General features: G+C 38.3%; 19 protein-coding genes. 13 read left to right on the top strand and 6 right to left on the bottom strand.

Features of this window, described 5'->3' with window-relative positions; all coding sequences use genetic code 11:
- Positions 1 to 14 precede the first annotated feature (14 nt).
- The 3 genes from J4N24_RS13755 (at position 15) to J4N24_RS13745 (ending at position 3175) form a co-directional block, all read left to right on the top strand.
- Positions 15 to 1301 carry a citrate synthase gene (locus J4N24_RS13755; protein ID WP_207534275.1) on the top strand — a complete coding sequence of 429 codons (1287 nt, stop codon included), beginning with the start codon at positions 15 to 17 and terminating at the stop codon, positions 1299 to 1301.
- A gap of 164 nt (positions 1302 to 1465) precedes the next feature.
- A complete protein-coding gene (locus J4N24_RS13750; protein ID WP_207534274.1) occupies positions 1466 to 2584 on the top strand; it encodes a protein-tyrosine phosphatase family protein in 1119 nt (372 codons plus the stop codon).
- Positions 2585 to 2884: 300 nt separating this feature from the next.
- Positions 2885 to 3175: an isoamylase early set domain-containing protein gene (locus J4N24_RS13745; RefSeq protein WP_207534273.1), complete on the top strand. Its 291-nt coding sequence runs from the start codon at positions 2885 to 2887 to the stop codon at positions 3173 to 3175.
- A 59-nt stretch (positions 3176 to 3234) separates the two neighbouring features.
- Here the strand turns inward: J4N24_RS13745 and J4N24_RS13740 are convergent, their stop codons facing one another.
- Positions 3235 to 3762, bottom strand: a complete 528-nt coding sequence (locus J4N24_RS13740; RefSeq protein ID WP_207534272.1) for a DUF8685 domain-containing protein — start codon at positions 3760 to 3762, stop codon at positions 3235 to 3237.
- A gap of 374 nt (positions 3763 to 4136) precedes the next feature.
- Between J4N24_RS13740 and J4N24_RS13735 the strand changes: the two genes are divergently transcribed.
- From J4N24_RS13735 to J4N24_RS13715, 5 genes are read left to right on the top strand one after another with little or no spacing between them, the layout of a single operon-like run.
- On the top strand, positions 4137 to 4952 hold the full coding sequence (locus J4N24_RS13735; RefSeq protein ID WP_207534271.1) for a hypothetical protein: 816 nt from the start codon (positions 4137 to 4139) through the stop codon (positions 4950 to 4952).
- 33 nt (positions 4953 to 4985) lie between these two features.
- Positions 4986 to 6053 carry a ThiF family adenylyltransferase gene (locus J4N24_RS13730; RefSeq protein ID WP_207534270.1) on the top strand — a complete coding sequence of 356 codons (1068 nt, stop codon included), beginning with the start codon at positions 4986 to 4988 and terminating at the stop codon, positions 6051 to 6053.
- A gap of 24 nt (positions 6054 to 6077) precedes the next feature.
- A complete protein-coding gene (locus J4N24_RS25730) occupies positions 6078 to 8267 on the top strand; it encodes a sensor histidine kinase (RefSeq protein ID WP_207534269.1) in 2190 nt (729 codons plus the stop codon).
- A gap of 54 nt (positions 8268 to 8321) precedes the next feature.
- The gene (locus J4N24_RS13720) at positions 8322 to 9407 is read left to right on the top strand and encodes a sensor histidine kinase (protein WP_207534268.1); all 1086 of its coding nucleotides are present in this window, start codon (positions 8322 to 8324) and stop codon (positions 9405 to 9407) included.
- 8 nt (positions 9408 to 9415) lie between these two features.
- A complete protein-coding gene (locus J4N24_RS13715) occupies positions 9416 to 9808 on the top strand; it encodes a response regulator (protein WP_207534267.1) in 393 nt (130 codons plus the stop codon).
- 89 nt (positions 9809 to 9897) lie between these two features.
- Here J4N24_RS13715 and J4N24_RS13710 read toward each other — a convergent pair whose 3' ends face one another.
- Positions 9898 to 10362 (bottom strand): response regulator, encoded by a 465-nt coding sequence (locus J4N24_RS13710; RefSeq protein ID WP_207534266.1) that lies wholly within the window; start codon positions 10360 to 10362, stop codon positions 9898 to 9900.
- Positions 10363 to 10781: 419 nt separating this feature from the next.
- On the opposite strand from J4N24_RS13710, the gene J4N24_RS13705 reads away from it, so the two are divergent.
- Together J4N24_RS13705 and J4N24_RS13700 are read left to right on the top strand one after the other, a co-directional pair.
- Positions 10782 to 11702, top strand: a complete 921-nt coding sequence (locus J4N24_RS13705; protein WP_207534265.1) for a PRC-barrel domain-containing protein — start codon at positions 10782 to 10784, stop codon at positions 11700 to 11702.
- A 31-nt stretch (positions 11703 to 11733) separates the two neighbouring features.
- Positions 11734 to 12183: a hypothetical protein gene (locus J4N24_RS13700; protein WP_207534264.1), complete on the top strand. Its 450-nt coding sequence runs from the start codon at positions 11734 to 11736 to the stop codon at positions 12181 to 12183.
- Between the two features lie 61 nt (positions 12184 to 12244).
- Here J4N24_RS13700 and J4N24_RS13695 read toward each other — a convergent pair whose 3' ends face one another.
- Entirely contained in the window at positions 12245 to 12778 is a 534-nt protein-coding gene (locus tag J4N24_RS13695) for an ExbD/TolR family protein (RefSeq protein WP_207534263.1), read from the bottom strand.
- Between the two features lie 212 nt (positions 12779 to 12990).
- Positions 12991 to 15165, bottom strand: a complete 2175-nt coding sequence (locus J4N24_RS13690; RefSeq protein WP_207534262.1) for an FUSC family protein — start codon at positions 15163 to 15165, stop codon at positions 12991 to 12993.
- 147 nt (positions 15166 to 15312) lie between these two features.
- Here J4N24_RS13690 and J4N24_RS13685 point away from each other — a divergent pair, with 147 nt between their 5' ends.
- Positions 15313 to 16566, top strand: coding sequence for a putative DNA modification/repair radical SAM protein (locus J4N24_RS13685; RefSeq protein WP_207534261.1), 1254 nt, complete (start codon positions 15313 to 15315; stop codon positions 16564 to 16566).
- Entirely contained in the window at positions 16566 to 17324 is a 759-nt protein-coding gene (locus J4N24_RS13680) for a TIGR03915 family putative DNA repair protein (RefSeq protein ID WP_207534260.1), read from the top strand. Before J4N24_RS13685 ends, J4N24_RS13680 begins: the two co-directional genes overlap by 1 nt.
- Here J4N24_RS13680 and J4N24_RS13675 read toward each other — a convergent pair whose 3' ends face one another.
- Together J4N24_RS13675 and J4N24_RS13670 are read right to left on the bottom strand one after the other, a co-directional pair.
- Positions 17325 to 18554: a metallophosphoesterase gene (locus tag J4N24_RS13675; protein WP_207534259.1), complete on the bottom strand. Its 1230-nt coding sequence runs from the start codon at positions 18552 to 18554 to the stop codon at positions 17325 to 17327.
- A 127-nt stretch (positions 18555 to 18681) separates the two neighbouring features.
- Positions 18682 to 19176: a hypothetical protein gene (locus tag J4N24_RS13670; RefSeq protein WP_207534258.1), complete on the bottom strand. Its 495-nt coding sequence runs from the start codon at positions 19174 to 19176 to the stop codon at positions 18682 to 18684.
- Between the two features lie 155 nt (positions 19177 to 19331).
- On the opposite strand from J4N24_RS13670, the gene J4N24_RS13665 reads away from it, so the two are divergent.
- Entirely contained in the window at positions 19332 to 20021 is a 690-nt protein-coding gene (locus J4N24_RS13665) for an SIR2 family NAD-dependent protein deacylase (protein ID WP_207534257.1), read from the top strand.
- Positions 20022 to 20055: the final 34 nt, after the last annotated feature.

Here is a 20055-nt window from a genome sequence, read left to right as displayed (position 1 = left end):
AACATCCAATATATATGTCAGATAAAGCCTCTTTAACCCTAGACGACAAAACGTACGACTTATCGGTGATTACCGGCACCGAAAATGAGAAAGCGATTGATATTTCAAAGCTTCGTGATTTAACTGGTTATATCACACTTGACAGCGGATATAAAAATACCGGATGTACTAAAAGTGCGATCACTTATTTAGATGGTGAGCAGGGTATTCTAAAATACAGAGGCTATCCTATTGAGCAATTAGCTGAGAAAACCTCTTTCCTGGAGGTAGCTTACCTTTTAATATATGGAGATCTTCCATCGCAAACGCAGTTAGATGATTTTCAGGCCCAGTTGAGCAAGCATGCGCTTCTGCACGAAGATTATAAAAAGTTCTACGACGGTTTCCCTCCAAAGGCTCATCCCATGGGGCAATTGGTATCTCTTGTAAGTTCTCTTTCAGCCTTTGATCCGGAGAGTTTAAATACTCATCCAACGAAAGACGATATAAATCTTACCATCATTAAGCTATTGGCTAAAATGCCAACTATCGTTTCCTGGATCTATAAGGGTTCTTTGGGAGAGCCATTCATCTATCCTCAACACAAACTAGATTATATCTCAAACTTCATGAATATGACTTTCGGTCAGGTTACTCATGAAATTGAAGTTGATCCTGTTGTTGTTGATGCAATGAATAAACTTTTGATCCTTCACGCAGATCACGAGCAAAACTGTTCAACATCTACTGTACGTATAGTAGGTTCTTCTGAAGCTAATTTATATGCATCTATCTCGGCTGGTGTTTCCGCACTTTGGGGGCCTCTTCACGGTGGCGCTAATCAGGCGGTGATCGAAATGCTAGAGAAAATTAAGGAAGATGGTGGTGACACTGATAAGTGGATTGCGAAAGCGAAAGATAAGAACGACAATTTCCGCCTGATGGGCTTTGGTCATAGGGTATATAAAAACTTTGATCCAAGGGCTAAGATCATTAAAAAGGCTTGCGATGATATTCTTGACAAACTTGGAATAAACGATCCTGTACTTGAGATCGCTAAGAAACTGGAGGAAGCTGCTCTTAATGATTCATACTTCGTAGAGCGTAAACTTTACCCGAACGTAGACTTCTATTCCGGTATCATTTACCGTGCTTTAGGTTTCCCTACGGATATGTTTACTGTATTATTTGCTTTAGGTCGGTTACCTGGATGGATAGCACAATGGAAAGAGTTGCGTGAAAATAAAGAGCCTATAGGTCGTCCTCGTCAGGTTTACGTAGGGCATGTAGAAAGAGAATTTGTGGAACGTTCGAAACGTTAACTTTTTTAGAAGATATAGGAAACCCGGGCAGATGTCCGGGTTTTTTGTTGTAACTTATTGAACAATCTTACCTCTTATTCTGGTAGTCTTTCTCCAGCCTTACCGAAACAAACTGTAACCCTTGGATTATACTAAGCGTAAGATCCTCTGTTTAACCTTACTATATGAAAAGAAATCTGCCAAAGGGCTTGAGGGAATGGCTGATCCTTGTTTTTTTAATAGTCTTTATAGGGTACCCAATAGGAACAGGATTACTTCTCGGTCCATTGCGATCTGTTATTAATTATTCCAGAGATCATAACTGGAGTCAGAGCTCGGAGAGTGCAAGTGTTATGCTTTTAATCGCACTACTGATCTTAATTTCAGTAGCTCTATCTTTATGGGCATTGACAACATTACGGAATTCAAAAAGCTCTATTGCTAAAGTAGCTATTTTCGTGATACCTCTCATTTTAAGCACCGTAGCAGTCGCTTATATGATGAATCCAGCTGCAATTAATACATCAGGTGAAAACCATGTAGTTTCAGATCGCTTCACGATAGGTCCTTATCCTGAGAAAGCGCAGGTTGAGAAATTAAAGGCTGAAGGATATACAGGCATTATTACTTTATTGCATCCTGCTGTGGCTCCTTTTGAGCTAAAGTTGCTTTCGGATGAGGAGGAGAACGCCAGATCATCAGGCATTGAGTTGATAAAGGCACCAATGCTTCCTTGGTTAAGTGAGAATACTCAATCAATTGAAGTAATTAAAAAGCTTGTCAAATCTGGAAAAGGAAAGTACTATGTACACTGCTACCTTGGAAAAGATCGGGTGAATGTTGTGAAGAATTTAATTTCGAGGATAAGTGATACAACAAAGATAGGCTCAACGGTTGCCCATCGCACTCTGGAAGAAATTGGAAGCTTTGAAAGGGGAGACATATATAAGGTAACGGAAGGCCTCTATTTTATTCCTTATCCTACAAAAGAGGAGTTCCTTGGATATATATTAGCCGGAAATTATAAGACTGTAGTTAACTTACTAAACCCAACAACACCTGATATAAGGAAAATCGTAGAAGAAGAGAAGGCTATGTTAAATCCCTATGAGTTATCTGTTGTTAATTTACCACTTGCTGAGGACGCAAGTAACAAAAAAGTCAAAGAAATTGCTGATCAGATCCTTGAAAGTCCTCGCCCTTTGGTAGTTCATCATTGGAACACTGAGTCAAAATCAGCTTTAGCCATTTTGAAGGAATTTAAACGCAGGCAATTACAAGTTGTGAAGGTGAAAGATCTTTAGAGAGAAAATATAACTTTAAATGAGAAATGCCCCTGTTAATCCAGGGGCATTTCTCATTTAAGGTTTACACATTTTCAAGTTTCTGAGATAATTGTTGAAGAAATATCAGTGCATGCTTCATATATCCTAAACAAAAGCAGCAGTAGGGTGTTATACGCAAGTCGACATTATAATAAAATGTTCAACTGGTAAATAAATTTTCAATACTTTTTTTGATAATTAAAATTTATTTCTAGTTTTACTATGAAAATGTTTATTATTTCTTAAAATTGGTATTAAATTATTAATGCAATAAAAATTATGCTTCAAAAAACATACTTAAAGACTAAGGATCTCTGCAAGGTTAAATTTATAGTTAAGCCAGAAAGTGCTGAAAAGGTAGAGATATTAGGATTAAATAGCGATTGGGAAAATTCTATTTTATTGAATAAGAAGAAAGACGGTACTTTTAGTGCAGAGGTTACTTTGCCAAAAAACACCGAACATGAATTCAAATACAGGATTGACGGAACCGAATGGTTAGAGGAGCCGGATGCAGATAAGCAAAGTCCTAACGCTTTTGGCAGCACTAACAGTGTTCTTGTCGTTTAATTAAAAGAAAATGGAAAGTATTACTTATTAGTATTACTTTCCATTTATTAAAAGATGATTTAAGAGGTTTTCTCTCCCACAAACTGATCTTCTTTGTATTTGAAAAGGATGTTGAAGGTTGTTAAGCTTCCATAGATCCTTGTAATGTATTGCTGAAGGTTTACTTTTTCTTCATTGCTAAGGTCACTGGCATTAATCCTTTGTTCCATTACTCTTAGTCTGTCCCTTACCATAACAATCTTATTGAAGAATTGGTCGATAGGGATTTCTTTAGGAGCAAGCCCAGCATTCCCAGGGTGCAAGACCATCTTTCCATTCTTCCACTTGTCTCCTAAGGGCACCACTTCAGAAACATCCGACCACTTCTGCAGGATCTTCTTCAACGTCTGTTCCACTTCCCAGGCACTCACCATGTCCGTATCGGGCGCCATATCATCGAGCACCTCAATATCATCCGAAAGAGGTATCTCTTTATATCCACTTTCTATAAATGTAATCAGATAAGCATTAGACCTGATGTTTATTACAACACCCTTACCAAAGGAAGGGTGGGCAACACGTGAGCCAATTCCGATATTAAGTTCCATTGTCCTTTATAATATATTTATCCTGTATTAGTTCTTTTCAAGCTTCAAAGTGTATTCTCCCTAGCTTACCCGCCAGCTCAATGCCTTTGCTTGTATTGCTGGTTGCAAATTTTGTTTTACAGGCCTTAAGGTATATAAAGTTTTGTAATTAAATTCTTTCCTCCTGCTATTCCCCACTAAATAGCAGCCGAAAATCAGGGAATACTTTTAAAATCAATGTCATATATAAAACATTAAAAAACTCTTTTTCAAATTAAGTGATCTTTTTCTAAAACCGATCCGTATAAACTTTTGGGTTAGCAAATAAAACTCCTGATGATATTATACAAGTTGTTATGGTTTTTAATTTGCTGGAAAACTAATTCATTTACTTAATGGGGAACGCTTTAAATAAGGAAAATCCAGAGGTCCGATTGAGGGCCTTTCGTGCAGTTGATGATCCTGAGGCTTGCCAACTCTTTGTCCAGGGACATGAACATGTATTAACGAGTATTGGAATTACCAAAGTTACTTCATCAAAGAACGAATGGACCAAAAATCCTGCTGCTTTCGTATTGATCGTAGAATCATTGGACGGCGAGCGTGTATATGGCGGAGCCCGGGTACATGTTTCGGGAGGAACAGAATTGTTGCCTTTAGAACAAGCCACAGGTGCTATTGATCCCAACGTTTTCGACTTAGTTTGGTCTTATGCTCAGAATGGTACAGGTGAGTTGTGTGGTTTATGGAATTCGAGAGAGATCGCAGGATATGGGATCGGAAGTATATTTCTAATAAGGGCGGCTGTAGCGGTAGCTTATCAGATAGGTTTAAAATCGCTTTTTGCGCTTTGTGCCCCCTATACAGTAAAGCCGGTTGAAGGAGTTGGTATGCAATTAGAACCAAGGGTAGGAAAAGATGGAACCTTCTATTATCCAAAGGAGGATCTTGTTGCAACAACAATGGTAGTTACAGATTTAGAAGGGCTTTCTACTGCCCAAGAGGATGACAGGCAGGCAATTTTGAATATCCGGAATAGTTTTAATACGGTCAGAATGGAAACGTTAAGGGGGAAGAATATAACGATACACTATCAAACACAGGTTCCTAATCTGGAAAAATGGAGTTTGACGGATACGATCTCAGAGGCTTATCGAAACTACCAGAACGCTAAACCTGATGAAGCAAAAATGAGCTTTCCATTTAATTAATTACAATCAAAACTCGCTCAGTCGAACTTATTTATGCAAGAGATTTTTTTACCTACTATATTTCGTACTGCTAATTTGCCAGAGAAGGTTTCGTTCGATGCTTTGCTGGATGGTGATCCCCAAATTATAGTTCACGACGAGATCATAGGGCAAATTCGTGAGCTTATTAAGATTAAGCACCCCTCAATGAAGCTTTCTGAGGAAGATTTTCAAAGCCTCATTTCAGAACATATTGGCGATAAGGAATTAAGTGAGTATGGAGTTTGGGTGTATTATCCCTGGAGCCGTACCATAGTACACCTCCTGGATGAGGAAGAATTTATAGAAGTCAGGACAAATCGGAACCGCAATAAGATCACACGGGAGGAGCAAAATATCCTTCGTACTAAATGTATAGGGATTGCAGGTTTATCTGTGGGACAGTCTATAGCGCTAACGCTTGTAATGGAAAGGACTTGCGGAGAGATAAGATTGGCTGATTTTGATACCGCCGAACTTAGTAATCTGAATCGAATAAGAACAGGGGTTCATAATTTGGGATTAAGGAAAACTATCATCGCCGCACGGGAAATTGCTGAAATTGATCCTTTTGTTAAAGTAGAGATATTCAATGACGGTCTTCAAGAAGATAATATAGATGCCTTTTTCGGTTTGGAACGGAAGCTGGATCTGTACGTAGAAGTATGTGATGGGATTGGGATGAAATTAGTAAGCAGGTTTAAGGCAAAACAACTTAAAATGCCTGTTGTGATGGATACAAACGACAGGGGGATGCTTGATGTAGAGCGATTCGATCTGGAACCTGAAAGGCCAATAATGCATGGCCGGTTGGAGGCATTTATTGAAAATGGAGCGATAGAAGTGACAGATAAAAATCGGATGGAAGTGGTTAATGCAATCCTGAATTTTGATACACTGTCAGAGCGCATGAAGATGTCCATGAAGGAAATTAATATAACTATTAACACCTGGCCACAACTGGCTTCTTCCGTAGTATTGGGAGGAGCTATCACTACTGATATATGTCGCCGAATTCTGCTGGGGGAACATCAAACCTCCGGAAGGTATTACGTAGACCTTGATCAAATTTTTAATGGGTAAATGTCAACCTGGTTAAATTAAGAAATGTTTAAAGCTTATTATATGAGAGGAAAGTATTTGATGCTGCTTGCCTTTATGTGTTTGGTAGCATCTATACGTGTGAAGGGTCAGGACACTATTGCCCTTAGCAAGGCAATTCATGAGAATTTTATTGGGAAGGATCTTTACATCTTCCAGGACTCCAGTGAAAGCTTGTCATTTGATCAGGTGAAAGCCACCCGGAATATTTTCAAAAAGAGTATTTCTGATGTTCCTAATCTGGGAGTGAGTAAGGCTAATAACTGGGTTAAATTTCTTATTAAAAATGATACTGAACTAGGAAAGGTTACTTTAAATATATCAAATCCTATAATTGATATTGCTAATCTTTACATCGTTAGAAGTAACAGGGTTGACAGTATCAAAATTAATAATTCGGATTATTTTACAAATCGACCGTATAAACACCAGTTCTATCTTTATGACATTTATCTAAAGAAGAATGAAAAAGTCGAATGCTTTGTTAAATTAAAAAGCAATCAGCAAATACTTGCGCCTTTAAGCCTGGCAACCGAGAAAAAGATTTTCCAGGACATAAGTGTTTCTGATAGTCGTACAAGCTTTTACCTCGGTATTATGCTGGTAATGCTTTTGTACAATCTTTTTATATACTTTACTACACGCGATAGAGATTATCTTGTTTACTGTCATTATAACTTCTGGGTAACGCTTACCCAAGCTACACTTTTGGGTTTTTCTCATCGTTTCCTTTGGCCTGAGAACAAGTGGTTGGCCGAGAATATGGTAATTATATGTGGAGCAATGTCAGGTATTGGAACTATTATGTTTTCTATATCCTTCCTCAGGACCAGCTTATATTCACCCCGTTTAAGTCTGCTTCTTTACGGAACAATAGGTGTTTACATAACTTCAATAATTGTTTTGTTGGTTGGACATAAGCCTGTGGCTTTTCAAATAGTAAATGTCAATGCTGCTATTGTGTCTATATTGATCATGATCGTTGCTTGGGTGGTCTATAGAAGAAACTTTGCGCCCGCCAGGTACTTCTTGCTCAGCTGGACAATCTTCTTTGCAAGTATTCTTGTTTTCGTGGCTAAAGATTACGGCATTGTTCCTTATAATGCCTTCACACTGCATTCTGTTGAGATTGGCTCTGCTCTTGAGGCTGTATTCCTGTCTTTTGCATTGGCTGGAAAGATCAACACATTAAAGAAGGAAAAAGAATTGTCTCAGTTACAGGCATTGAAAGTTGCTCAGGAAAACGAAAGAATTATCCGCGAGCAAAACGTTGTTCTAGAGCAAAGAGTAGCTGAACGCACCATAGAGTTGAAGGAATCCAATGAGGAATTAAATACCACCCTTGAACATTTGAAGCAAACTCAAAGTCAATTAGTTGATTCAGAAAAGATGGCGTCACTTGGACAGTTAACTGCTGGAATTGCTCACGAAATCAACAACCCGATCAACTTCGTTACATCTAACGTAGCTCCATTAAAACGTGATGTTAAAATGCTTCTGGATGTGATCCATACTATTGAAGAAGTAGGTTTATCGGCAGACGCGCAGGATGAGAAGGTCAGAAAAATAGAAGAGTATAAGGAAGAGATGGATTTTGATTACCTTAAGATCGAAATTGATCATCTGCTTAAAGGTATTCATGAAGGTGCTTCTCGTACAGCTGAAATAGTTAAAGGCCTCAGGATCTTTTCCCGTGTGGATGAAGACGACTTAAAACGGGCAGATATTAATGAAGGTTTAGACTCAACCTTGATTATTATTAATAACTTGCTTAATAATAGGATAGTGGTTTCCAGGGAATACGCTAATCTTCCGTTAATTGAATGCTATCCGGGGAAGCTAAATCAGGTTTTTCTAAATATCATTTCTAATGGAATCCATGCAATTAATAAAAAGTTTGGAGATACTCCTGGCGGAGAGGTTAAAATTATTACAAGTCACGATGAAGAGCATGTATTCATAAAGATTTCTGATAACGGAACAGGGATGGATGAGAAGACAATGAGGAAAATTTTCGAACCTTTCTTCACCACAAAAGAAGTGGGTGAGGGAACCGGTTTAGGTATGTCCATAGCCTATAATACTATTAAAAAGCATAATGGTATTATTACTATGAACTCGACCTTAGGAGAGGGTACAGAATTTATCATCAATTTGCCGGTAATACATAAATTAGAGGCAACTATACCGGTGTAAAACTTGTATAAATTACAACCTCCCTTTCACCTTAAATATTAAATTATAGGCATAATGCCAGAAAAAGTTAAGATATTATATATTGATGATGAGCCTAATAACCTTGTAGGTTTTAAGGCATCATTCCGGTTGGATTATAGTGTATATACGGCAAGCAACACTGAGGATGCTTATGGAATCCTGGATAAGCATCCCGACACAAGAATTATTTTTTGTGATCAGAGGATGCCGAATAAAACAGGAGTGGAATTTTTTGAAGAGGTTAGGGAAAAGCATCCACTGCCTATAAGGATCCTTATAACCGGATATACTGATATAGAAGCTGTAATCGACGCCATTAACCGTGGGCACATTTTCAGGTATGTGAAGAAACCCTGGGTGGATGCTGATATTATTTCAGCCATAGAAGAGGCAAATAAATTTTATATATCTAACTCTCTTCTTGCGTTGAAAAATGAAGAGCTACAGATTGCATATAACGAATTAGATAAGTTTGCTTACAGCGTTAGTCACGATATAAGAGGTCCCCTTTCCGGGATTCTTGGAGCAATAAGGGTAGTAAAACATTTGGAGTCAATTGAAGACATGAAGGAGATGTTGTACTTAATGGAGAATTCCGTTAAAAAGCTTGATACCTTTATTCTAAGTGTTCATGACTATTATAATCTCCAGCGTGGAGAACTAAAGATCAAGGAGATCAGCCTTGAGAACGTAATTAAAGATCTCACGGATATTTATAGTATTTATAGTAATGCTAATGGTATTACCTTTAATACTACTGTTTCTCAGACAGAGGCTTTCCGCTGCGATGAAACCTCGCTGAAGTTGATCCTCAATAACTTATTGTCAAATGCCTTTAAATATCAGAAAAGAGATCTTCCGAATAAAAAAGTGGAACTTAGTGCAGAGGTGATCAAAAATACCGCCTATTTTACAGTAAGAGATAATGGGATCGGTATCCCCTCCAATCATTTGGGAGAGATCTTTAACTTGTTTTATAGGGCAACTACTACTGAAGCAGGTTCAGGATTTGGCCTGTATAATGTTAAGGATGCATTGTTAAAGCTTAACGGGGAGATTAAGGTAGAATCGGAACTAGGAGAAGGGGCGACCTTCAATGTGACTATTCCAAGTAAATGATTAGCTAGATGGGAAAGTATAAGTTTATTATTATTGATGATAGTGCGCTGGACTGCTATATAGCAGAAAAGATGATAAGGTATACAGGACAATGTGAGGAGGTGAATTGCTTTTTGGGAGCTACAGAAGCACTCGAATTTATTAAAGAGTCGCCAGTCAGGGAGGATACTCCTCTAACAATTGTCATACTTGATGTATTAATGCCAATTATGAGTGGCTTTGTATTTGTTGAGGAGTTTGAGAAACTGCCTCAGGATACGAAAGACAAGTATAAGATCATAGCTCTTACTTCTTCTATGAATAAGAATGATATTGACAAGATTTGCAGTTATGATACAGTGAACAATATTATGGATAAACCGATCACAGCCGAGTCTCTGTCTCCTTTATTACTCCAATAATTCTTATTAAATACCCGGATAATTGTAGAAACCGATATAAAAGCAAAAGGGCCTTTTGGCCCTTTTGCTTTTATATCGAATAAAGCTTTTTAATCCAGTAATTTCTGCCTCAGCAAAAATTCAAGCTGATCATTAGATACTAAAAGTTTGCTATTCATATCCACAATTTCTTTTTGCTGGACATAGACTTCGTAAGCCCGTTCTATTGACATAGTAAGTTCTTCTTCATTCCAGGGTTTGGTCAGGTAATGGAAAATCTTCCCTTTATTAACTGCATCTATCACCGCATTCATATCCGCATATCCGGTTAATAACAGTCGCATGGGCTCAGCATTAATTTCGAGCACTTTCTCCAGGAACTCCACGCCAGTCATATTCGGCATGCGCTGGTCAGTGATAATAATTTCGATAGGAGTCTTTTTTAGGATCTCCATGGCTTCATCGCCACTCGTTGCAGTAATTATATTGTACTTTAATCTGAACGTAGCTTTAAAAGAAAATAAGTTATTTGGTTCGTCGTCTACGTAAAGTACTGTTATTTTTTTATCAGGCATAGAATTGATGCTCGTTATATTTAATACCTATCCTGCGATCACATCGCTTTTTATTCCTTCGTTTTACGGCAGGGGTAATCAAAATGTTCTTTAAGAATTAAAAAGGTCAGCGATCCTGATTTTGGTATGATAATAGCTCTATAAGGCAATATAGTGATTTGCTAACTTTTGTACAATTAAAAGCTAAAAAACAACAATGGCAGAATTACACGTTCAACGCAAGCGCAGAAGCACAGGGTGGCTTTGGCTTATTGTAATACTTATACTGGCTGCGGCTTTGTATTTTTTATACATGTATTACCAGTCCGGACAGTTGCATTCCTAATTCAACCTTGGCAAGATCAATAAATAAAGTGTTGAATGAAGGGCCTAAGACCTTTCATTCAATCTTTTCTTGTAAAACCTAATAAGAGAGTATTATGGCTGAAAATAATCAAATTACACATTTTAGAGAACTAGGCAATAGTAAATACGAAATGGCCCCTGGAGAACCAGATATAAGAGGCTGGATAGTAAAAAACGATTATGGGAGGATCCTGGGTAAGGTTAACGATCTTATTCTTGATACCAAGGCTCATAAAGTGAAGTACTTTATTCTAGATACGGATGGAAACGAATTGTATATGATGGGAAGAAAGATTCTCTTACCCCTTGAGTACGCAGAATTGGATGAAGTATACAAGAATGTAGTTTACCCAGGCATTTCTGCTAACGAGCTAAGTTCTTTACCAAATTACGATAGAAATAGCCTCACTGTTAAAACCGAAGAGATTATTAATAATACCTTCCATAACTTCAGTTCTGGAAATAGACCTTCCGCCAATTTGGTTACCGATACCAGAAGTTACACTGGAACATCCCGGGAGTATATAACAAAAGATGAAAGACCTGTTGCGGCTGAACAAATTACGGATCGTTATGAAAGTGACGAAGTTAGAAAGCAATCAGTGGCGGGTGTTTTTCAATCGAGAAGGGAAGCTGAATTGGCAGAAAATCATTTATTAGAAAGCGGCTTTAATAGAAGAGAAGTTCAAATTGTCTTTCGCGATCAAGAGGATATAGCCCGGGGTAACCTGCACGAGAAAGAAGGAATCAGTGGTTTTTTTTCAAATTTATTTAGTTCTGAAGAATCAGGCTGGCTCGATTCTGATGACGGTCGGAAATATCCTGTTGTGATCATTAACAAGTTATCGATCGCAGAAGCAGAAAGGGCCGCTGAAATACTGGATCGAAACGGAGCGATTAATATAGATGAAACAGTAAAGGCGTACCGTAGCAGAATTGCATCCAGCTCTTCAAATTCGCCAAGACGATTCAGAAGCAGGATCATCGAACGATAATTTAAATTTGTTAAAGTAAAAATACATCCCTATGATAGATAAAGATGATTATTTGGAAGATGAAGGCTTTGGTGAAGACCAGCCTGAACAGTCCACATCCCTGGATGAACAGGAGCAGTTGAATAGTATGGACCTGGTGACAAGAATTGAGGATGAAAATCGGCCAGACTTCGATGATCAGGATGAAGTGCTGAATACTGTTCCTGGCAACGATGAGGGTGTCAGTAACTTTCTGGAAAAAACCATCCCAGATAATAATACAGATCCTCTGAATGATGCTGAGGCTCCGGTAACTAAGAACTTGCTAGGAGATAATCCTCCGGGAAGTGAGCAAATTGCTTTTGATGCAGGAACAAATGGAGATATGGGAAAAGATCAGGTTCAATATAATTCGGAGAACATTAAAGAGAACTTCCGTGAGAACCTCGATAAAACAAGTTCTGAGATAGATCTGGATAAGCGGCTTAAAGATCAGCAATAATCACTTTTAGCCTTTATCAGGGAATCAGGACCAGAGCATTGCTCTGGTCTTTTTTATAGATTTAATAAATTGCCGAACTTTTCATTCTTTCAATATCTTTAGGTAAAGCGTCTACTATCATGTAGTTATCTATTCCAGTTATTTTCAACTCATCCAATACATCTACCAGATTTTTATAGTTAGACTTATCTGTTGGCTTAATTAAGACGATTACTCCTTTCTCCCGGCTCCGCGTCAATTGCTGAACTCTCTTATTCTGGGTGTTCAACGTTTTCCGCAAACCCTCTATAGAAAAATTGATAATATGTGGAGATGTTAGGGGACTGTCAGCTTTTCCCATATACCACTGTAAACTGTTATCCTTACCAATACATATATTCATGGTACGATTATCTGCAACCTCTAATCCAGGAGTCTCGCCAACAGGCATAGCTAGTGACATCATAAATGGCTTGGCCAGGGAGGTGGTTAGCATAAAGAACGTGATAAGAAGGAACATAAGATCTACCATTGGAGTCATGTCTACCTTTGGAGATAAAGTTGAAGTACGGCCTTTGCCTCTGAGGCTTCCAGCTGAAGAGTTTAATTCTGCCATTGCTTTAGGTTCTATAGTATAAAGATGCTAAAGCAGGTTCTTCTCCATAAGAACAGCAAACTTTTATTTCTTCAAATTAGATTCTATACCAATTGCAGTCAGGAGGAGGATAGGAGGTACCCATACCGAAATCAAGCGCTCAGGTTATTAAGTAGTCTGGAAGATTTTTTCCTTTCATAGATCCTTGCCAACCCTTTAAAGAGTATCTAATATTAAGCAGGCTGCGTATTTACTGCTTTTTCTAAAGTTGGATTTTCAACCTGACCGCTCACTTTTTGCGTGATCTTTAACAAATCCGATGATGCTTTGCTAATAAAATCTAACTGTTCAGTAATTAACCTCGAATCCGGACTTTCTTCAGCAAGTTTCAAAGCAGCCTCCGGAGCTTTCAAATCAATCTCCTTAAATCCGGTTTGGTTATCTGACTGCAGTTGCGCAATACTTTCACACAAGTGGAACAGGGCTTTCCTTAAGGTTTTTACATGCCCCGGATTGATCAGCTGTCTTTCCTCAGCTTTTATATGAGTCGCTAAAGTTGCAATGTAAGAGGAAAGACTATGGTTTAAAACAATGAAATTGTTCACCTCATTAACATGCATCTGTTTGTCTTTAGGTTCTGATAACATTCGCTGAAGCACAGATCCCATATTAGCCGACTGAACATACACCTCTTTTCTAGCTAGTTTATACTCTACCACATCAAGTTCTTTTCCGGTAAAAGTTAATGCTATTTCAGCAAGGTAATGATAATTAGCAATCAGGAGTTTTCGCATATGCGAACGGAGGTGGAAATACTCCCAGGCAGGAAAAACAAAGTAACTCGCCACTAATGCAATAAAAGAACCTATAAAGGTGTCAATAATGCGTTCTTCAACTACTTTCAAACTTCCGTAACCAATAAAGCTTAACATGATCAGGATAAAAGGAGTCATGAACAGAACTGTAACTACATAGTTAAGCCGTTGAAAACTATAGGCACCGATCATAAAAACCAGCATGATGAGGAAGCGTTGTGTTGGGTCCTTCACGTAGTAGATCACCAGTGCTCCCACAATTCCTCCTACAAAGGTTCCAATTAAACGCTGATAGTTACGTTCTTTAGTCAGGCTAAAGGCTGGTTTCAGGATAACTACAATAGTTAGTAACACCCAATAACTATGACTTCCACCGATCATGGTAGAGATAATGTAACCTAATACACAAACAATGGAAACACGTAAAGCATGTCTGAAGTTGTTGGATTTAAGACTAAGATTATCAACAAAGGATTTGGGATCGATAGCTTGTCGGGAAACAAACCTGTCAAGATCTTTTTCTGTCCCTTTCTTAATATTATCTACTTTTTTCTCCCTGAAATACCCATAAATAGATTGAATGCGATTTATGATGTTCCGAACATTAATTAATATCTTTTTGAGGATAAGATTATTGTCCACCATATCAATATGGTACTTCAACTGTTCTAACTGATTTTGAAAATTATGAAGCTGTTTAGGCCGCTCATTAGCTGTTACAGCATGGCCTAAGTTCTCCAATTCGTCACCAATGTTCTGAATAATAGTTTGAAACTCACGTAGTACAGAACTGCCTTCAAATCTTTCCCTTACGGCCCTGTAATCATAATGAGTAGCCATGCTCTGCTCAAATAGATCTACAATATCAGAGAAAAGCAGAACCAGCAAGCGAGCAGTATCTGATGGATTTTTGGTAACCAACTTATTCTTGAAGAGAATTTCTCGCACTACATCTTGTTGTTGGTGGGCGTCGATCTGCTTTTCTACCAGTTTTTTGTAGTTCAGATCAAGATCTGTAACTGGATTATAAAACCGAGCTTTCAATCGCAGGTAATCAGCCACTTTTTCTATGGATTCCCCTAAAGCCTGCTGGGCAATCCTATACGGTTGAAGCATTGAAATTGCCACGCTAAGAGCCATATACCAGATGCCTCCCAATAGTAAGAACCCGCAATACTGGAAAAGTTGAGCCGCACTAAACTCTCTTTCAATATTTAATATCATGACAATCAGAACCCCTGTTCCAACAGAAGATGCCCGGTTACCATAAACATTGAACATGGAATAAAAAAAGGATAAAAGAAGAACCTCCATAGCAACCAGGACCGGCGAGTGATTTATCAGCCCTGTAAGCAAGGCAGTAAATAGCATGAAACCAATGCTAGCCATCATACCATTTCTCTTATGAACAACCGGGCCGGGGGTATCAGGAATACTTGTTGTAATAGCTCCCAATGAAACAGTAATGCCGATATCTAAATGCCCTGCTTGCGAAAAAATTAAAGGGGGTAGAAGTACCCCAAATGTAATCCGAAGGCCATCGGTAAAATATTGACTATATATGAAATTCTTTATCTCCCTGGTTTGCTTCATGTTAAATCTGTGGGGTAAAAAAGGCCAGGAAACTGTGCCAACTGTTTTGGCAAGTTAAAAAATTATTGCCTTTTCCTTCATTTAAATAAACAAATTGAATTTCAAATTGATTTTATCCTTTACTAATTATTTTAGTATTTTTGATTTATGTCGGAGAGGATAAGAGAGAAATTGCAAATATTAGCAGATGCGGCGAAGTACGATGTTTCATGCTCTTCCAGCGGAAGTAATCGTAAAAATCATAATAAAGGTTTAGGAGATACTGGAAATGGAATTTGTCATACTTACACAGAGGATGGTCGTTGTGTATCCCTGCTAAAAATACTTCTAACCAACTTTTGTATATACGATTGCGCCTATTGTGTAACGAGGAAAAGTAATGATATCCAGCGAACGGCTTTTACTGTTCAGGAAGTTGTCGATCTAACCATAAATTTTTACCGAAGAAACTACATAGAAGGCCTTTTTCTTAGTTCGGGAATTTTTAAAAATGCCGACTATACCATGGAACGCCTTGTCCGTGTAGCAAAGAAGCTCCGTACTGAGCACAAGTTTAATGGTTATATTCATCTCAAATCTATCCCCGGAGCAAGTGACGAATTGATGCATGAAGCTGGCTTATACGCAGACCGCCTTAGTGTTAATATCGAGATCCCAACCGAACAGGGCTTAAAGCTTCTTGCTCCCGATAAAGACCGAAAGGATATGATCCAACCAATGAATTACCTTAAGGAGGAGATCATTCAGAACAGAGAGGAGAAAAAGTTATTCAAAAAAGCCCCTCTCTTTGCTCCGGCCGGGCAAAGTACCCAGATGATCATTGGAGCTTCCAGGGAAACCGATAAGGATATTATGTTTACAGCTAACAGCTTTTACAGGAACTTCAATCTTAAGCGCGTTTATTACTCTGGTTATGTTCCGATAAGCAACGATAGTCGTTTACCGGGATTAAGTTCCGCCGTTCCTACTATCAGGGAGAACAGACTTTATCAAACCGACTGGTTGCTGAGATTTTATGGTTTTAAAGTACAGGAAATCGTAAATAACGATCATCCTAATCTTGATCTTGATATTGACCCCAAATTGGGTTGGGCTCTTCGGAACCTACATGAATTTCCATTAGATATTAACAAGGCAGATCTGCACTTAATTCTCCGTGTGCCGGGAATTGGTCTTCAATCCGCACACAAGATCGTCGAAGCCCGAAGGTTTCAACGATTAAATTGGGAACACTTGAAGAAGATAGGAGTAGCATTGAACCGGGCGAGGTATTTTATTACCTGTAATAGTTCACAGTTTGAGCGAAAAAATTATTCAGAGAGTCAGATAAAGCAATTTATTCTTGCCTCTTCACAGAGTAAACATTTGAAGTCGATCACTCCTCAACTAAGTCTTTTTTAATGGTCAATCTTACTTATGATGGCTCCTGGTATGGATTTTTATCAGCGGTTTTTGAAGTCTATGAAAAGAAGTTTTCTCTGGTTTCGATCTTAAAAGAAGCTTTTTATCTACCGGAAGCATTCGCTGGAAGATATGAGGTAGCCACTAATAAGCTGAAAGCTGAACGAGTATGGAACGGTTTACTAAAACACTTACCTGTCTCATCCTGTAAAAATATCTATTGCTGCTACCTCTCGGAAATTCCTGGAATAGAAAATACACTTTTGAAATTTATACAGCTGGCATTCTCAACGAAGGAAGCAGAGAAGGCTTTTGCTAATCCTGCGGTGTTGAAAGTGAGCCAGGTCGCCAAAATGGTTCACCGGGAGAGGCATAGGATGGAGGCTTTTGTCCGCTTTAAATTAACTAAGGATAATATTTATTTTGCAGAAATAGAACCTGATTTTAATGTGCTACCCCTGGTTACAGAGCATTTTCGAAAACGGTATGCCGACCAGAAATGGTTGATCTACGACCTGAGAAGAAAATATGGTATCTATTACAATCTGGAAAGTGTTGAAGAGATCACTTTCGCTTCTACTGAAGACTGGAACACTAAAGGAGAAAGCTCTGTGTTTGAGGAGTCTGAGGAACTTTATCAATCATTGTGGAAAGATTACTTTCAACATGTTAATATACAGGAGCGGAAGAACACAAAGCTTCATTTAAGGCACGTTCCCAAAAGATACTGGAAATATCTGGTTGAAAAAGGAGTGTGATTAAGCATAAGATTTTTTCAATGTTATTACCGTTATTTCCGGCCAGATTCCTACTCTTCCTGAAAAACCTAAAAAACCGAAGCCTCTGTTGATGTAAAGATAGCGGCTCTTATACTCCGTTAATCCAGCCCAGTGCTTATACCTGTATTTTACCGGACTCCATTTAATCCCAAGGGCTTCTATTCCAAATTGCATCCCATGCGTATGTCCTGAAAGTGTTAAATCTATTTTGACCGGAAGTTCTTTGATAATACTTTGCCAATGGGTAGGGTCATGAGAAAGAAGAACTTTGAAGGCATCAGGATTCACCCCCGAAAGAGCTTTTTTAATATCACCTCTTTGTCCAAATCCCAGGCCCCAGTTTTCCACTCCTAACAGGGCAATTTCTTGTCCGTCCTTTTTTATCAAAGCATGCTGATCCAAAAGTAACTCGAAGCCCATATTAGAATGGTATATTTTAAGATGCTCGAGATTCATCGCTTTCTCATGATGACTGCTCCATTGAATGTAATCGCCGTAGTCATGATTCCCCAAAATCGAATACTTCCCGTATTTAGCTTTTATCCTGCCGAACTTTTCTATCCAGGGAAGGATTTCTTCTGATTGATTATTCACCAAATCGCCCGTAAATACAAAAAGATCGGGCTCTTGATCATTTATCAGACGAATGCCTTTTTCTACCGCTCTGGCGTTGTCAAAACTGCCTGCATGAACATCAGAGATCTGCACGAGCTTAAAATCATCAAATGCTTCCGGTAGATCATCGAAATGCAGGTTCAATTTATGAACCTTATAATTGTACTTACCGAGTGTTACCCCATGTAAAAAGGCCAGAAAAATAAGAAAGGCTAATCCTAGTCCGACAAAAATGGCGATATCATTCCGTGCTGGTAAAACACCAGCATTAAATACACTCGCCAGTACTCTGATTATATCCTGGATAAAAATTGATAGAACAAAGACAAGCTTAGTTACAAAGTTGACTAATACCGTATTTATACAGTTTTTTAAGGCATTAGTAAGTTTGCCAACTTTTAGAGCTGCTTTTAGAGTAAAAAGAAGTGAAAAGAGGATAAAACCTGTAATTCCCCAGTATGCTGCGGAGACAAGTTCTTGAGAACTTTTACCAAATTTTGATATGATAGGACCCAGCGCCTGGAAAGCATAAAAGTCTATTAGTAAAATAAATACAAGTAATAGAGCAATAGGAAGTATTCGTATAGATCTCATGAATCAGTAACAGTAAAAGTTTTGGACGAGCCTTGTTACAAATTGCTACACAAGAAAGTTTGTCGTAGGTTCTTATGACAAAAGAATGTTACAACCTATTGTCAGCAACCAAGCTTTGTGAAAGTAATTACCTGCTTTCTGCGGTTTTTATCCGTTCGTCGACCACTTCAATTAACTGTCTCACTGCATCTTTAAGTTTAGGTTTACCTGCAAAGTCAACATCAAAATCAATGTGTTTAGTTTTTCTCTCGTATTTGAATTCGAGATAGTAATGCGGTTGAACTGTTCCGGTCCCCTCTGAGCTTCCTTCCATCTTCTCCGGGAAGTTCCAAAAACCAAGATCTGCCGCCTTCCGATGCAGATAAAGTAAATCGTCTTTTGTTAATTTAACTTTTTTCTTAACTATAGAATCGCTCTCATTAAGATATTGGTACTCCATGGTTTTTGAATTATAGCTGTTTGCTAAACTATCACCCAGGCCATATTTAAAGGTTAACTCTTTAAACTCTGAAAACTTATAGGGAGCATTTTTAACCATCATCCCATAATAATAAAGGGAATAAATAAGGAAAGGAACTACGATACTTAGACCAAGAAATATTCTTTTAAATCTGTCACTCATGAATGAATAATAAGAGAAAGGAAAAACTCCAAACGGCGGCAAAAATAGATATTAGATACGAGATGTTAGTGATTTTGAATTGAGATTACATAGGGATGAACAATCTATACTAAATTCCTTTTGTACATTTGTTATAAGACTATGTTAATAAGATCATGAAGAATAATATTGTGGTGTTAACAGGAGCGGGAATTTCTGCAGAAAGTGGCCTCCAGACCTTTCGGGATGCAGACGGACTTTGGGAGGGTTACAATGTATATGACGTAGCTACTCCTGAGGCGTGGCAGGCAAATCCAGAGATGGTTCAGGAGTTTTATAATATGCGCCGAAAGTCAGTGCTGGAAGCAAGTCCTAATCCTGCTCACTATGCACTGGCTAAGCTTGAAGAAAAATATAAGGTTACTATCATCACTCAAAATGTAGACAACCTTCATGAGAGAGCTGGATCTGGTAATGTAGTTCATCTTCACGGGATTATCACCAAAGCTCAGTCGTCTAAAAATCCTAACCTGCTTTATGATATTGATGGCTGGGAATTGAAGATGGGGGAGACCTGTGCTTTAGGTTCACAGTTGCGCCCTCATGTTGTATGGTTTGGAGAAGCGGTACCCATGATAGAACCAGCTGCTAAAATTTGTGCCGGCGCAGATATATTCATCATAGTAGGGACTTCCCTAAATGTTTATCCGGCAGCAGGTTTATCTGATTTTGTAAGTAAGGATGCAGAAAAAATTTTGATAGATCCGAAGGTTCCTGATCTTTATCTTCCTAATCTTCGTGCAATCGCAGAAAAGGCAAGCGTGGGTGTGCCAAATTTGGTAAAGGAGTTATTAGAAAGAATTTAATGCAAACGGATAATGCAGTGAGATAAAGAAATCA

The organism is Desertivirga arenae (assembly GCF_017355785.1).
In the GTDB taxonomy this organism is placed as follows: domain Bacteria; phylum Bacteroidota; class Bacteroidia; order Sphingobacteriales; family Sphingobacteriaceae; genus Desertivirga; species Desertivirga arenae.
Note: the sequence above shows the minus strand (reverse complement) of the source record. Positions and strands in the feature narration are given on the sequence as shown.